Genomic DNA, 12826 nt, shown 5'->3' on the forward strand with positions numbered 1-12826 from the left:
GTCAGCGTCGACTCGGCGCCTTACGGGCTTCGAGGTGGACAAATGCCTGGACGTGCACGTCGGTGCCGTCGACAGCGTCCCGGATCTGATCGGTGACCACCCCGACCTTTGCCGCGATCTCCGGATACGTGCGCTCCGGACTCGCGGTCGCCTCGAGGCGGATGATGCGGCGCGACCGATCGTCGAGCGCCCGCGCGGACACCGAGGTGAACATCGGCTCACCGTCGAGCTCATCGGCGACAGCAGCGGCGATGAGCTTCGGGGCGATCGACATCGCACCTGTCTCGTCCGAGCCGTCGAGTTCGAGGTCGTCGACAGTGCCCGGCCGGACCGCCGAGACGATCAACGGCATCGCCCACACCAGCGTCAGCAGCACGATCCCGGCCAGGACCAGCGTCCACCATCCGCTGTCGGCGAAGCTGCCGACCGCATCGTTGTCGATGCGTTCGACCCAGTCGACGACCGGTTGGACGCCGAGATTCCACGCGATCGCGGCAGCCCCCACGACCAGCAGAACGAGGCCGAGCAGTGCGGTCGTCGAGCGGTGCACTGCGGCAGGCAGGCGGTTCATCGTCGACCACCGCCGCGCCGGTTCGGGAATCGGACCCGGTTCGGGAATCGGACGACGGCCCGTTTCGGCGATTCGACGTCGCCGATCACGGACTCCACCACCTCGCGGACATGATCGCGGTCGGTCGAATCGCGTGCGGTCACCGTGCACGTGGCCTTACGACGGGTGACGACCGTGGTGGCGTGCTCCACACCGGAGACCGACTCCGCGGCTGCGCTGCACCGACGGGCGACGTCGACCCGTCGTGTCCACAGCACGTCGTGGCCAGCGAGCCGAAGGTGAGTCGGTCGACGTGGTTTCACGGCGACCGCGAGCATGCCGAGACCGACCACGACGCAGGCGATCGCGGCCGCCCACATCCAGCCGGTCCACGACGTCTCGGTGGACCAGTGCGCGGCCCCGGCCAGCCAGGGGTCGCCATCGGTCCACCCGGCAGCCACCACCAGGTCGCGGATCGCGACCCCGCACAAGACGAGCATCAGAAGACCGATGACGGCGCCGAGGACCGCGGCGCCGGGCAGGCCCGATGGCGCGAACACGTTGCGGCTCGCGGTGTCGTCGGTGCCGGTGCCGGTGCCGGTGCCGGTGCGGTCGCGGTCGTCAGTCGTCGCTGTCATGGCGGTCCTCCGATGCTGTCGCGCGCTCGTGTGCTTGCGTGATGCTTGGCAGATCGATGTACCCCTGCTTTCGTCGGGACACCTCGCCACGTGGAACCAGTTCCCGCACGGTCACATCGACCCGAATCGGGCGGTCGCCGGTGAACTGCTCGAGCTCGTCGGCGACCGATGTGCGTACCTGTCGACAGACCCGTGTCACCGCGCACGGCCACTCCAACGCGACCGTCAGAGACAGCCGTCGAGCGGTTCCGGCTGCGTCGACCGACGCCTGCGGCAGGTCAGAATTGATCCCGAGGAGGTCGGTGGTCGACGAACCGAGGACCGCTCCGACCGTGCCCTGCTGACGGACCACGCCGTCGACGCTCAGTGCCGCGCGTTCGGCGATCTTCCTGACCACCCGTTCGGCGATGACGAGTGTGCCCGGCTCGCGGGTACTCGCCGGGGCCGTGCCGCCCTCCACGACACGGTCCCCGGCGAGAGTCTGTTCAGCCACGGCCCCTGCTCCGGATGACGGCGCCCAGATCGAGAGCGCCGTCGAGCTGTAGGCCGATGACCAGTCCGATCAGGCCGAAGACGATGGCCAGAACGAGCCCCCAGAATCCGCCGACGAGCGCCGCCAGCGCCAGCAGCAGGCCGGCGAACAATCCGATGACCGCCTTGCTCATCAGCCTGCCCTCCGGTTCTGGGCGACGTCCTCGACGACGACCGTGAACGGCAGTCCGGTGATCGATTCCGCGGTCTCGCGGACCGAAGCGGCCACCGCCTGCAGATCGTGCGACAGATCGACGATGATGTGGACCTCCCCGTCCTCGTCGCGCACCGCGATACCCGTCACCCGGCGGCCAGGGAGGTACGTTGCGACCTCGCCGAATAGCCCGCTGTGCAGATCGACGACGCCCGGCAGTGCGAGAACCGCGTCCGCGATCCGCTCAGCGGCGGAGCCGTCGACGTCCTCGCGCGGGGCAGTCATCACTCGACCCTCCGCGAACCGTCTGCCTGATCGTCTTCGTCGCCGAAGCTCACGTCGTGAACGGTCACGTTCACCTCGGTGACCTCGAGTCCGGTCATCTGTTCGATCGCGGTGATCACGTTGCGGCGGATCGCGGCGGCGAGCTGGTGGATCGCGACACCGTAGTCGGCGACGATCGAGACGTCGACGGCGGCCTGACGTTCACCGACCTCGACGTTGATGCCCTGCGTGGCGCTGACCGACGTGCCCGGAAGTACTTCGCGCACCTTGCCGACGACGCGCTCGGTGGCGCCGCCCACGTCGTAGACGCCGTCGATCTCGCGGGCTGCGATGCCCGCGATCTTCGCGACGACCACGTCGGCGATCGATGTGCGCCCGCGGTCGCCCGCAGTGTCGCGTCGGGCGAGCTCACGCCCGGCTGCAGCCTCGGCCGCCTTGGTCGACGGCGCCGTGACCTTCGCTGTGGCCGATTCCTGCGTCTTTTCCGCAGCTGCTGTGGTGGCGTTGTTGTCGGACACCCGAACTCCTTATATCTGATGTGGATGGCACACCGATCGCGACCCCTCGCCCGGCCGAAGCCGGATCACGCGATCCGTGTGTACAGTCAGTCGCATCGACACGGGGAAGTTGCACGGATGAATTCACGTGATGTCGATCACGACGATAACTTAGATCTGGAAAGCCTGAGCGACGACGAGCTCGCCGGTGCTGCCGCAGTGGGCGACGCCGAAGCGTTCGACCTGCTGGTCAGACGCATGTCGCCGATACTGCTGCGCTATATGCGTCGCATGGTCAGCGAGCCCCAGACGGCCGAGGACCTCGCCCAGGAGACCCTGCTCGACACCTGGAAAGGGCTGCCCGACTTCGCGTTCCGAAGCTCGTTCCGAACGTGGATGTTCGCTGTCGCGCATCGGAAGACGGTCGACTACTACCGTCGCCGACGCGATCTTCCGACCGGAGCCGAGCGATTCGAGGAACTCGTCGCGCGAGGACCGCAGCCCGCCGACACCGCGGAGCATTCGGCGTTGATGGACGCGCTGCGGGCCGAATTAGGAAATTTGCCGCACACGTCGAGAGCCGCGTGGTGGTTGAAGGAAGTCGAAGGGCTGACGCTCGTCGAGATCTCCGAGGTCTTGCGCGTCAGCACAGGGTCGGTGCGGGGACACCTGCAGCGAAGCCGGAAGTTCCTGGTGACCCGCCTCGCGCCGTGGCAGCCTGGAGCGAGATCGGGCGAGGCATCGGCTGCGACCGGGAAAGGAGGTCGATCATGAACGACGTACGTTTCGACGACGCGACCGACGACCCCACGGACGCGTGGCTGGTGGATGCGGTCCGCGACGAACGCGAACCCGACAGCGACGTGGAGCGGTTGATCTCGTCCATCTCGTCCGGGCTCAGCCGGATGCGCAGACCCGCGCGGACACTCGCCACCGACACCGACGGCGTGTGGGTCAGCGACCGGATCGTCAAACAGCTGATCGCCGTCAGCGTTCGGCGGGCGCTCGGCAGGCTGGTCGTGTTCGCGTCGATCGACGGCGCAGACGACACCGCCGACGGGGTGCGCATCGGTGTGATCGCGCGATACGCGGACGACCTGCCGGCGACGTCGGAGAAGGTCCGCGACGTCGTAGACGAAGTGCTCATCTCGACGATCGGCGCCCGATCGAGCGCTGTGGCACGCACCGAGATCACGGTGCGCTGGCAGGACCTGTACACGCGGGAGTGGCTCGGCTGACCGCCGCTCCCGACTCCGGCGATCAGCCTTCGCGGGCGTCCCGCCATGCGACGAGGCGCTCGAGAGTCGACAGGTCGTAGTCGGGCCCGCTGACCGCGTACGTCAGGAGGCCCACTCCCTCTGCGGTGATGTCGTCGGCGAACCGGAGGAGGTCGTCGATGTTCTTGCGGCCCTTCAGTTCCGCGGACCGCTCGATCGCGGACGGATCGCGGCCGACCGCAGCGCAGTGCTCGGCGAGGATCGCGGCCTTCCGCCGGTAGGTCTCGACGTCGACGAACGAATGCCAGATGTCGGCGTGCGCCGCGACATGCCGCAGCGTCTTGCGTTCGCCGCCGCCGCCGACGAGGACAGGGATCCTGCGGGTCGGCGGCGGATTCAACTGCGCCATCCGCGAGTCGATCCGGTCGAGTGCTTCACCGAGGGCGTCCAGACGCGACCCGGCGGTCCCGAACTCGTAGCCGTACTCGGTGTAGTCACGCTCGAACCAGCCGCTGCCGATGCCAAGGATGACGCGGCCGCCCGAGATGTGGTCGACCGTGCGCGCCATGTCGGCGAGCAGTTCCGGGTTGCGGTAGCTGTTGCAGGTGACGAGCGGCCCGAACTCGATGCGTTCGGTCTGTTCGGCCCACGCACCGAGCATCGTCCAGCATTCGAAGTGTGCACCGTCTGGGTCGCCGGACAGGGGGTAGAAGTGGTCCCAGTTGAAGGCGATGTCGACGCCGATGTCCTCGGCGCGACGGACTGCGTCGCGGATGAGTGCGTAATCAGGGGAGTGTTGAGGCTGGAGCTGGACACCGATGCGGACGCGTGAAGTCATGGACTCCATTCTGTACGCACCCACCGACTCTGCGCATCCGCAGCCGAGCGGCCGCGCCGGCCACTATTGCCGATTCGGCAACAAGCAATGACATTCTGGCATGTGGCTGGCATGGTTGACCTCATGACCGAAGAACACGAGCACGGACCCGGAACCACGGGCCGTCACCCAGAGACCGCCCAGGAGTGGGACGAACTGTATTCGACGTCCGATCGCCTGTGGACGACGAATGTGAATCCGGCACTCGTCGCGGAGATCGACGCGCTCGAACCCGGCTCCGCGCTGGACATCGGCAGCGGCGAGGGAGCCGACGCCCGCTGGCTCACGGAGAAGGGCTGGACAGTGACCGCCGTCGACATCTCGCAGGTCGCCATCGATCGGGCTCGTGCCGCAGATCCGGAAGGCTCGATCGCGTGGCATCGGCTCGACGTCGCCCAGGACTCTCTCCCCAACGCGCCGTTCGGGCTCGTGTCGGCGATCTACTTCCACATCGCGCGCGGGCAGGAGCCGCTCCTCGACGCCCTGATCGCTGCGGTCGCGCCCGGCGGGCGGTTCCTCCTCGTCATGCACGCGGCGCGAGGCATGAAAGAGCACGGGTTCGACCCGTCCGACTACTTCGTGCCGTCCGACATCGCCGACCGTCTCGGCGACGACTGGGAGATCGAAGTGAACGAGACACGCCCGCGCGGAGTGCCCGCAGGCAACGGTGCGCACATCGACGACGACGTGCTGCGTGCTCGTCGCATCCGGTGATCAGCCCCCGAGCCCACTCAGATCCAGCCCAGCTCCCGCGCCTTGACGGCCGCTTCGTAGCGGTTGGCGACGCCGAGCTTCGCCATCGCCGACGACAGATAGTTGCGGGTGGTGCCCGCCGACAGGTGGGCGCGCGAGGCGATCTCGTCGACCGACGAGCCGTCGATCGCGAACTCCAGTACGTCGGCTTCGCGCGGCGTCAGCACCGAGTCGCCGGTGCTGATCGCTTCGGCGGCGAGTTCCGGATCGACATAACGCCCGCCGGTGTGGACAGAACGGATGACGGTGGCGAGTGTCGCGGCCGACGCGGTCTTGGGGAGGAAGCCGCGCACGCCGGTCGACAGCGCGCGTTTGAGATAGCCGGGCCTGCCGTGGCTGGTGACGATCAGGCAGCCTGCGTCGGGGGAGAGCGACAGTACCCGCTGGGCGACGTCGATGCCGTCCATGCCGGGCAGCTGCAAGTCGAGGACGGCGACGGCGGTCGGTGATCCGCCGTCGACGCGGGCGCGCCACAGGTCGACCAGCTCCTCGCCGGTCCCGACGTGAGCGATGACCTCCAGATCGTCTTCGAGCCCGAGCATCGTGGCCATCGCCGAGCGGATCAACGTCTCGTCGTCGGCCAACAGAACTGGAATCATGCCGTCTCCCAACGAATCTCAAGAGTGAAAGTACCGTGCTCGGAGCGGGTTGCGAGGACGCCGCCGACGTCTGAGAGGCGCTCGGCCAGGCCGCGGAGGCCCGAATGCTCGCCTTCGTCCGCCGGTGCGCCGTCGTTCGACAGTGTCATTCCCGACTGCCCGAGCGAGAGGGTCGCCGCGGTCGCCGACGAGTGTCGGACGATGTTCGTCGTGCCCTCACGCACCACCCAGGCCGCGGTCTCATGAAGTGTCGGAGGGACCGCAGCGATATCGCCCTCCACGACGAGGCGACACCCGGCGGCGTCGAGCAGTGCCCGTGCGCCCGCGACCTCGCCGGGCAGGTCGATGTCCCGATAGCCGCGGACCAGCGCCCGCATCTCTTCCATCGATGCGACGGCGAGCGCCTTCACCTCGTCCATTTCGGCCGCGGCCTGCTCCGCGGCGCCCGCGCGGGACAGGCGCGATGCCAGTTCGCTCTTCACCGCCACGGTCGAGAAGCCGCGTCCGACGACGTCGTGCAGGTCGCGGGCGAAGCGGAGGCGTTCCTCGGCGACGTGGAGCTGGGCCTCGGTGCGGCGAGCGTCGTCGAGATCGTCGACGACGCGCAACGTCCACATGGTGAGCCGGGTGATGCCGACGAGGAAGGCACCCATCGCGAGCAGCGCGACGCAGTGCTGCACGAAGTCTGCGGACGACCCGTACGCCGCGGCGGTCGCGAGGGTGCTCACCAGCAGGATCGGCCACCGCATGGTCGCGAACGCGATGGTCGAGACTGAGGCCAGGGCCAGAACGAACCACCCGACACCGCGAGCCGTCTCGTCGTCCCAGCCCGCGCGCAAGGCCACGCCGCACAGCCATGCACCGACGAGGCAGACGGCGGCGCCGACGGTCAACCAGGTGTCCGAACGCGACGGGGCCCGCCCGGTGAGCTCCGGACGGGCTTCGAACTGTGCGACCGCCGCGCCGCACGAGACGACGAGTATCGCCGCCACGGCGAGATGTCCGCGTGCGGCCGCGACCGCGAACACGGCCAGGCCGATCACGGTGACCTCCAACGTCAATCGCGTGTACAGCCGGTACTTGGTCGGATCGGACAGGCGCCGCCACCGGTCGGGAGTGAGGTTCACCCGCGGTCGTCCCAACGGAAGCCCTTGTAGACGAGCGCGATCGCGATTGCGGTCCATATGACCAGTGTCGCAACCGGGCGGCCGATATCGGTGAACGTCCCGGCGAAGTCGGTCGTCGGGGCATCGGTTCCCGCGGTGGCCGTCTTGCCCGCGGCGCCCAGATGCATGAGGTCCGAGACGGCCGCGTACGGCGTCCAGCCGAGCAGGTCGGCTGCGCGGTCCGGGAGCGTCGAGCGGATGTTCCCCATCCCGGCCATCGCGAGGGCCATCACCGGAAGCGACGTGATCTGCGCGGCCTCGGCGTTCTTCGTGAAACCGCTGGTGGCGAGCGCGAGGAGGCCGAACACGGCGGATCCGCCGACGAGCGCGATGATCATCGCGAGAACGTTCACCGGCCCGGGAGCACCGGTCGCGTACACGATGGCGCAGACCAGGAGGGACGACGCCGTCGTCACCAGCACGCCCGGTGCGTTCGGTGCGGCCAGGATCTGCCAGTCGGTGGCCTCGCCTGTCCGCAGACGTTTCAGGACGCCTTCGGATCGGCGCGTCGTGACCATCGACAGCACCGTGTAGTACTGCACGAACATGAGGGCGAACAACGCGAACATATCGAAGGTCGCGGCGACGCCGTCGCCGTCGACGCGGCCGTCGTTGCTGCTGCGGAGGAGCAGATAGGTGGCGACCGGAAGCAGGACCGGAAAGATCACGCCGGTGACGACGAGCGTCTTGTTACGGCGGAACTGCAGGAATTCGGCGCGGGCCAGCGACATCAGCGGGCTGCGGCGGAAGGTGGTCGTCGGGGTGGCGGTGGTCATCGGGTGGCTCCGATCTTGTCGTCGGCGGGTTCTCCGGCCAGGTCGAGGAACACCGATTCGAGTGAGGCGGCGCGAGCGGTGAGTCCCGGCAGGGTGACCCTCTCGTGATGTGCCCAGGTCAGGACGGCGAGCAGATCGTCCTGCAAACGGTGGGTGGTCAGCGAGACGCGCCCGCCGTCCACCCTGAGCCCCGGCAGTGGCGGCAGGGTGATGCCGGGGTGGTCGAAGGCGATGGTCGACGGGTGGCCGTCGACGATCTCACGGAGCGTCCCGGACCGGGCTATGGTCCCGGCGTGCATGATCGCGATCGTGTCGGCGAGCGCTTCGGCCTCGTCGAGGTAGTGGGTGGTCAGGACCATGGTGACCCCGCTCGCCTTCAGGTCGTTCAGCAGTCGCCAGGTGGCTCGGCGGTTCTCGGGGTCGAGCCCGGTGGTCGGTTCGTCGAGGAACAGCAGCCGGGGCCGTCCGAGCAAGGCGCACGCCAGGTCGACGCGACGCTTCTCGCCGCCCGAGAGCGACCCGACGCGGACGCCTGCGCGCTCGGTGAGGTGGACTTTCGTCAGGACGTCGTCGACGGTCGTCGGGTGCGTGCAGGTGCCACGCCACATCTCAAGAGTCTCGATGACGGTGAGCTCGGCGGGGAGCCCGCCGGACTGCAGCATGATGCCCAGGTCGGGGCGGACGCGGCGACGGTCGCGCATCGGGTCGAGGCCGAACACTTCGACCACTCCGTCATCGGGGGCCGCGAGGCCTTCGAGAAGGTCGAGCGTGGACGTCTTGCCAGCTCCGTTCGTGCCGAGCAGCGCGAACACCTCGCCCTGCCGAACGTTCAGATCGACGCCTCGTACCGCGTGGTACGCGTCGTCCCCGTGGCCGTACCAACGGTGCAGGTCGTGGGCGGAGATGACGGCGTTCATCGGGCGTTCCAATGCTTGCGCTCGCCGACTGTCCAACGTGCGCCCATGAACCCGGCGACGACCACGGAGGCGGCGACGATGAAGAGCGGTGACGGCCGGACGACGGCGAAGACGACGGCCAGGAGGATCGCGGTCGTCACGATCACGAAGACTTCGCGGGATCGCGTCGGAGCCGGACCCAAGCGGCAGCAGTCCACGAACAGATCGTGCATGGAGGCCTCGCGGAAGCCGGGCGGGCGGCGAACGGCGGATGGGGTGCTTGTTGTCGATTTCATGCTTTCAAGCGTCGCCGGACGAGGTCCTCGCCAGTAGTGTGCGCAGTCACCGGACCCCGTGGGTTCTGCACGGGTCGGTGATGACAGATGTCATCCGCGCGTTCGTCTGAGCGGAGAATTGTCGTATCGCGGTGCCATGATCGGCGTATGAGAGTCGAGCCGGGGCAACGTGCGGAGGCATCGATCCTGCACGCCGACCTCGACTCGTTCTACGCGTCAGTCGAGCAACGCGACCACCCGCGGCTACGCGGCCGTCCCGTGCTCGTCGGCTCGGGCGTCGTTCTCGCCGCAAGCTACGAGGCCAAGGCCGTCGGCGTGCGGTCACCGATGCCCGGGCACGAAGCCCGTGCGCTGTGCCCGACCGCCGTCACGATGCCGCCGCGATTCGACGCCTACCTGGCGGCATCGCGTGCCGTGTTCGACGTCTTCGGCGACGTGACTCCCCTGGTGGAGGGGATCTCGGTGGACGAGGCGTTCCTCGATGTCGGTGGGCTCCGCAAGATCAGTGGCACACCGGTCGAGATCGCCGCCCGACTCCGCGAACGGATACGGGCCGACGTCGGTCTGCCGATCACCGTCGGTGTCGCACCGAGCAAGTTCCTCGCCAAGGTCGCCAGCGCGGTCGGGAAACCGGACGGGCTCCTCGAGGTGCCCGTGGGCGGCGAACTCGACTTCCTCCACCCGCTGCCGGTCCGCCGCCTGTGGGGAGTCGGCGCCAAGACGGAGTCGCGACTGCGGGACGCCGGGATCTCGACCGTCGGGCAGATCGCGCAACTCGGGGAGAACCGGATGTGCGCGTTGTTCGGGCGAGGCGCGGGCCGACACCTGTACGCACTGTCGATGGCGCGTGACCCGCGCCGAGTCGAGACGGGCAAGCGGAGGCGGTCGATCGGTTCGCAACGTGCACTGGGCCGGCGGGTCAAGTCCGAAGCCGACATCGAGACGACCCTTCTGGCCATCGTCGACCGGCTCGCTGCACGGTTGCGCACAGCAGACCGGTTGGCGCAGACGGTCGTCCTCCGGCTGCGCTTCCACGATTTCGCGAGCATCACCCGGACGCGGTCTCTGCACGATCCGACGGACTCCACCGAAATAGTCCTCGCCGTCGCGCGCGGACTCCTCGACGACGCGATGCCGCTCATCCGCGACCGTGGATGCACCCTGATCGGGCTGTCCCTGACGAACCTGCACGACCATGGCGCCGTGCAGCTTTCGCTACCGTTCGACGGCGACGACCACGCCGCGGACCTCGATGTCGCCGTCGACGGTCTGCGGGTGAAGTTCGGGCGCGACGCCGTGACACGTGGCGCCCTGGTCGGCCGACATCACGGCCACGACGCCCCGATGCTGCCGGACTGACCAGTCACGGCCACGGCCTACAGTTGCGTGACCGCCAGCTCGGCAGCCGGCCGCGCGGCCGCAGCGACGAGCGGCGTCAGGGACAGTCGCGTACGACGCTCCAGCACGTCCTCGACGGTGACTGCGCCCTCTGCGGCGACGCCGAAGACCAGTTCGGCGCCGGTCACGGCGGTCCCGTCAGCGACCGGGCGGCCGAGTGCTGCGTCCGATTCGGCGAGGGCGAGGACGGCGGGCGCCTCCGTGCCGTACTTGGCGACGAGCCGCTCGGGTGCCGCGAGACGGGCCAGCTCCGCTGTCGGGTTGGGGCCGGCGGGCGCGCCGACCAGCGGCAGCGACCGGGTGCGGCATGGCGAGGCGGGCAGCGCTGCCGCCGCGACAGCGACGTCGACGGCGTCCTGCGCCATCCGTCGGTACGTGGTCAGCTTGCCGCCGACCACAGTCACCAGGCCGTCCTCCCGGGTGAGGACCGCATGCTTGCGCGACACGTCGGACGTCTCGCCGGTGCCGGCGTCGAGCAGTGGACGCAGACCCGAGTACGTACCGACGATGGCCTCGCGGGTCAGCGGAGTGCCGAGCGCGAGGTTGATCGTGTCGAGAAGGAAGTCGACCTCGGATTCGGCAGGCTGCGGCACGTTGGGGATCTCGTGACCGGCGTCCTCGTCGGTGAGACCCACATAGACGAGACCGTCGGGCTGGGGAAGGGCGAACACGTATCGCCCGAAGCTGCCGGGGACCGCGACGGTGAGGCCGGCGCGGAGCCCGCCGAAGCTCTCTTGACTCATCACCAGGTGAGTGCCGCGGCTCGGGCGCAGCGCGATCGCCGGGTCGACCTGCGCGGCCCACACTCCGGTCGCGTTCACGACGGCTTTCGCGCGCAGTTCGAAACGGTGTCCGGTCAGCTCGTCCGTGACGCTCACCGATGTGCCCGACACCTGGTCGGCTCGCGTATGCGTCAGCACCGTCGCGCCGAGTGACGCCGCAGTGCGCGCGATGCCCACGACCAGCCGGGCGTCGTCGTTGAGCTGGCCGTCCCAGTTCAACAGACCACCGCGAAGCCCAGAGCGTCTGACGGTCGGTGCCAGCGCCTGGACTTCGGCGGCCGCGATCCGGCGTGATCGAGACAGGTACGACGACGGCGTCCGCGCCGCGACGCGTAGACCGTCGCCGGCAAGGAAGCCGGCGCGGGTGAGGGCCGCGTCGAAGAACGAGACGTCGTCGGTCAGCGGAACCACCTGCGGTAACGGACGCACGAGGTGCGGTGCGATCCGGCGGATCAGCGCATCGCGTTCCACCGCGCTCTCGTAGGCGATACCGACAGCGGCGGACGCGAGGTAGCGCAGCCCGCCGTGCACGAGTTTCGAAGACCACCGGCTCGTCCCGAAAGCGAGGTCGCGGCTCTCGACCAGCACTGTCGACAGACCGCGGGACACCGCGTCGAGCGCGACACCTGCGCCGGTCACGCCTCCGCCGACGACCACCAGGTCCACCGACGGCGACGCGGCGAGGCGTTCGAGGTCGGCGGTTCGGCGAGCCGGCGACAGCAGTGATGCCGGATCGATGGTGGGATGCGTCGAGAGCACGTCGGTCGTCATGGTCGGAGATACCTTTCGAGGAGGTCGGCGAGTTCGTCGTCGAGCACGTCGACGTCGTCGGGGTCGGTGAAGACGGGGCCGGTGAGGGTGAACGACCACGCCATCTGGAGAACGGTGGCTGCGATGCGGCGGGGGGAGCCTGCGCGGATCTCCCCGTCTCGCTGCCCGACGACGATCTGGTGTTCGATCGCCGCGAGCTGGCTGCGGGAGGTGCGGCCGGTTCGTTGGAGCAGGTACGGCGCCAGGAACTCGGGGTCCAGCTCGATGATCCGCTGTAGCAGGGGGTGGCGTCTGGCCTCGCGGACGAGATGGGTCATCGTCACGATCATCGCTTGTCGCGTCGCGCCCCGGTCGGTGACCGGCGCGGCCGCTGCGATGCGCGCGAACTCGCGTGTCGTGACCTGTGCGGCAAGGGATTCCACGTTGGGAAAGCGGCGGTACAGGGTCGCGCGGGAGACGCCTGCCGTTCGTGCGACGTCGGCCATCGTCGTGCGTCGGATGCCGATCGTGGACATGAGTCGGGTGGCGGCGTCGAGGATCACGTCCTCGCTGATCGCGTTCGCCGCAGTACGTCTCTCCGGTGCACGCTCCGGGCTCGGCTCATTGATTCGCTGCGACACCATGTGTAAGACTGTATCAG

The 12826-nt window shown here is 68.7% G+C and carries 18 protein-coding genes; 4 read left to right on the plus strand and 14 right to left on the minus strand.

Annotation, left to right across the window (positions count from 1 at the left end; genetic code table 11):
- Position 1: 1 nt before the first annotated feature.
- Genes L5G28_RS02840 through L5G28_RS02865 form a run of 6 tightly spaced genes read right to left on the minus strand, consistent with a single transcriptional unit; the run spans position 2 to position 2676 of the window.
- The gene (locus tag L5G28_RS02840) at positions 2–571 is read right to left on the minus strand and encodes a hypothetical protein (RefSeq protein ID WP_237000233.1); all 570 of its coding nucleotides are present in this window, start codon (positions 569–571) and stop codon (positions 2–4) included.
- Positions 568–1188, minus strand: coding sequence for a DUF6286 domain-containing protein (locus L5G28_RS02845; RefSeq protein ID WP_237000234.1), 621 nt, complete (start codon positions 1186–1188; stop codon positions 568–570). The genes L5G28_RS02840 and L5G28_RS02845 overlap by 4 nt, the downstream gene beginning before the upstream one ends.
- Positions 1172–1681, minus strand: a complete 510-nt coding sequence (locus L5G28_RS02850) for an Asp23/Gls24 family envelope stress response protein (protein ID WP_236998270.1) — start codon at positions 1679–1681, stop codon at positions 1172–1174. The genes L5G28_RS02845 and L5G28_RS02850 overlap by 17 nt, the downstream gene beginning before the upstream one ends.
- Entirely contained in the window at positions 1674–1853 is a 180-nt protein-coding gene (locus L5G28_RS02855) for a DUF2273 domain-containing protein (RefSeq protein ID WP_236998269.1), read from the minus strand. The genes L5G28_RS02850 and L5G28_RS02855 overlap by 8 nt, the downstream gene beginning before the upstream one ends.
- Entirely contained in the window at positions 1853–2158 is a 306-nt protein-coding gene (locus tag L5G28_RS02860; protein ID WP_236998268.1) for an Asp23/Gls24 family envelope stress response protein, read from the minus strand. Before L5G28_RS02860 ends, L5G28_RS02855 begins: the two co-directional genes overlap by 1 nt.
- Positions 2158–2676 carry an Asp23/Gls24 family envelope stress response protein gene (locus L5G28_RS02865; protein WP_236998267.1) on the minus strand — a complete coding sequence of 173 codons (519 nt, stop codon included), beginning with the start codon at positions 2674–2676 and terminating at the stop codon, positions 2158–2160. The genes L5G28_RS02860 and L5G28_RS02865 overlap by 1 nt, the downstream gene beginning before the upstream one ends.
- 117 nt (positions 2677–2793) lie before the next feature.
- Here L5G28_RS02865 and L5G28_RS02870 point away from each other — a divergent pair, with 117 nt between their 5' ends.
- Entirely contained in the window at positions 2794–3429 is a 636-nt protein-coding gene (locus L5G28_RS02870) for an RNA polymerase sigma factor (RefSeq protein ID WP_237000235.1), read from the plus strand.
- Positions 3426–3893 (plus strand): hypothetical protein, encoded by a 468-nt coding sequence (locus tag L5G28_RS02875; RefSeq protein ID WP_237000236.1) that lies wholly within the window; start codon positions 3426–3428, stop codon positions 3891–3893. The genes L5G28_RS02870 and L5G28_RS02875 overlap by 4 nt, the downstream gene beginning before the upstream one ends.
- Before the next feature lie 22 nt (positions 3894–3915).
- Here the strand turns inward: L5G28_RS02875 and L5G28_RS02880 are convergent, their stop codons facing one another.
- A complete protein-coding gene (locus L5G28_RS02880) occupies positions 3916–4710 on the minus strand; it encodes an LLM class F420-dependent oxidoreductase (RefSeq protein WP_237000237.1) in 795 nt (264 codons plus the stop codon).
- Positions 4711–4833: 123 nt separating this feature from the next.
- Between L5G28_RS02880 and L5G28_RS02885 the strand changes: the two genes are divergently transcribed.
- Entirely contained in the window at positions 4834–5463 is a 630-nt protein-coding gene (locus tag L5G28_RS02885; protein ID WP_237000238.1) for a class I SAM-dependent methyltransferase, read from the plus strand.
- Between the two features lie 17 nt (positions 5464–5480).
- On the opposite strand, the gene L5G28_RS02890 is transcribed toward L5G28_RS02885, so the two are convergent.
- The 5 genes from L5G28_RS02890 to L5G28_RS02910 are packed head-to-tail and all read right to left on the minus strand — an operon-like array spanning position 5481 to position 9235.
- Complete coding sequence (locus tag L5G28_RS02890; RefSeq protein WP_237000239.1) at positions 5481–6101, minus strand: response regulator transcription factor; 621 nt, start codon at positions 6099–6101, stop codon at positions 5481–5483.
- Complete coding sequence (locus tag L5G28_RS02895; RefSeq protein ID WP_237000240.1) at positions 6098–7228, minus strand: sensor histidine kinase; 1131 nt, start codon at positions 7226–7228, stop codon at positions 6098–6100. The genes L5G28_RS02890 and L5G28_RS02895 overlap by 4 nt, the downstream gene beginning before the upstream one ends.
- Positions 7225–8043 carry an ABC transporter permease gene (locus tag L5G28_RS02900; protein ID WP_237000241.1) on the minus strand — a complete coding sequence of 273 codons (819 nt, stop codon included), beginning with the start codon at positions 8041–8043 and terminating at the stop codon, positions 7225–7227. The genes L5G28_RS02895 and L5G28_RS02900 overlap by 4 nt, the downstream gene beginning before the upstream one ends.
- Positions 8040–8960 (minus strand): ABC transporter ATP-binding protein, encoded by a 921-nt coding sequence (locus tag L5G28_RS02905; RefSeq protein WP_237000242.1) that lies wholly within the window; start codon positions 8958–8960, stop codon positions 8040–8042. Before L5G28_RS02905 ends, L5G28_RS02900 begins: the two co-directional genes overlap by 4 nt.
- A complete protein-coding gene (locus L5G28_RS02910; RefSeq protein WP_237000243.1) occupies positions 8957–9235 on the minus strand; it encodes a hypothetical protein in 279 nt (92 codons plus the stop codon). The genes L5G28_RS02905 and L5G28_RS02910 overlap by 4 nt, the downstream gene beginning before the upstream one ends.
- 147 nt (positions 9236–9382) lie before the next feature.
- Here L5G28_RS02910 and dinB point away from each other — a divergent pair, with 147 nt between their 5' ends.
- Positions 9383–10594, plus strand: a complete 1212-nt coding sequence (gene dinB, locus L5G28_RS02915; RefSeq protein ID WP_237000244.1) for a DNA polymerase IV — start codon at positions 9383–9385, stop codon at positions 10592–10594.
- Between the two features lie 17 nt (positions 10595–10611).
- Here dinB and L5G28_RS02920 read toward each other — a convergent pair whose 3' ends face one another.
- Positions 10612–12186: a glycerol-3-phosphate dehydrogenase/oxidase gene (locus L5G28_RS02920; protein ID WP_237000245.1), complete on the minus strand. Its 1575-nt coding sequence runs from the start codon at positions 12184–12186 to the stop codon at positions 10612–10614.
- A complete protein-coding gene (locus L5G28_RS02925) occupies positions 12183–12809 on the minus strand; it encodes a TetR/AcrR family transcriptional regulator (RefSeq protein WP_237000246.1) in 627 nt (208 codons plus the stop codon). Before L5G28_RS02925 ends, L5G28_RS02920 begins: the two co-directional genes overlap by 4 nt.
- Between the last annotated feature and the right edge of the window lie 17 nt (positions 12810–12826).

Origin of the sequence: Gordonia liuliyuniae, assembly GCF_021739025.1 — a bacterium.
GTDB lineage: Bacteria > Actinomycetota > Actinomycetes > Mycobacteriales > Mycobacteriaceae > Gordonia > Gordonia liuliyuniae.

Excerpts from the sequence above, each read along its gene's own strand:
- L5G28_RS02860 (WP_236998268.1), bottom strand. The coding sequence starts at position 2,158 with ATGACTGCCCCGCGCGAGGACGTCGACGGCTCCGCCGCTGAGCGGATC.
- L5G28_RS02920 (WP_237000245.1), bottom strand. The coding sequence starts at position 12,186 with ATGACGACCGACGTGCTCTCGACGCATCCCACCATCGATCCGGCATCA.
- L5G28_RS02910 (WP_237000243.1), bottom strand. The coding sequence starts at position 9,235 with ATGAAATCGACAACAAGCACCCCATCCGCCGTTCGCCGCCCGCCCGGC.
- L5G28_RS02885 (WP_237000238.1), top strand. The coding sequence starts at position 4,834 with ATGACCGAAGAACACGAGCACGGACCCGGAACCACGGGCCGTCACCCA.
- L5G28_RS02890 (WP_237000239.1), bottom strand. The coding sequence starts at position 6,101 with ATGATTCCAGTTCTGTTGGCCGACGACGAGACGTTGATCCGCTCGGCG.
- L5G28_RS02840 (WP_237000233.1), bottom strand. The coding sequence starts at position 571 with ATGAACCGCCTGCCTGCCGCAGTGCACCGCTCGACGACCGCACTGCTC.
- L5G28_RS02880 (WP_237000237.1), bottom strand. The coding sequence starts at position 4,710 with ATGACTTCACGCGTCCGCATCGGTGTCCAGCTCCAGCCTCAACACTCC.
- L5G28_RS02905 (WP_237000242.1), bottom strand. The coding sequence starts at position 8,960 with ATGAACGCCGTCATCTCCGCCCACGACCTGCACCGTTGGTACGGCCAC.
- L5G28_RS02870 (WP_237000235.1), top strand. The coding sequence starts at position 2,794 with ATGAATTCACGTGATGTCGATCACGACGATAACTTAGATCTGGAAAGC.
- dinB (WP_237000244.1), top strand. The coding sequence starts at position 9,383 with ATGAGAGTCGAGCCGGGGCAACGTGCGGAGGCATCGATCCTGCACGCC.
- L5G28_RS02875 (WP_237000236.1), top strand. The coding sequence starts at position 3,426 with ATGAACGACGTACGTTTCGACGACGCGACCGACGACCCCACGGACGCG.
- L5G28_RS02845 (WP_237000234.1), bottom strand. The coding sequence starts at position 1,188 with ATGACAGCGACGACTGACGACCGCGACCGCACCGGCACCGGCACCGGC.
- L5G28_RS02855 (WP_236998269.1), bottom strand. The coding sequence starts at position 1,853 with ATGAGCAAGGCGGTCATCGGATTGTTCGCCGGCCTGCTGCTGGCGCTG.
- L5G28_RS02925 (WP_237000246.1), bottom strand. The coding sequence starts at position 12,809 with ATGGTGTCGCAGCGAATCAATGAGCCGAGCCCGGAGCGTGCACCGGAG.
- L5G28_RS02900 (WP_237000241.1), bottom strand. The coding sequence starts at position 8,043 with ATGACCACCGCCACCCCGACGACCACCTTCCGCCGCAGCCCGCTGATG.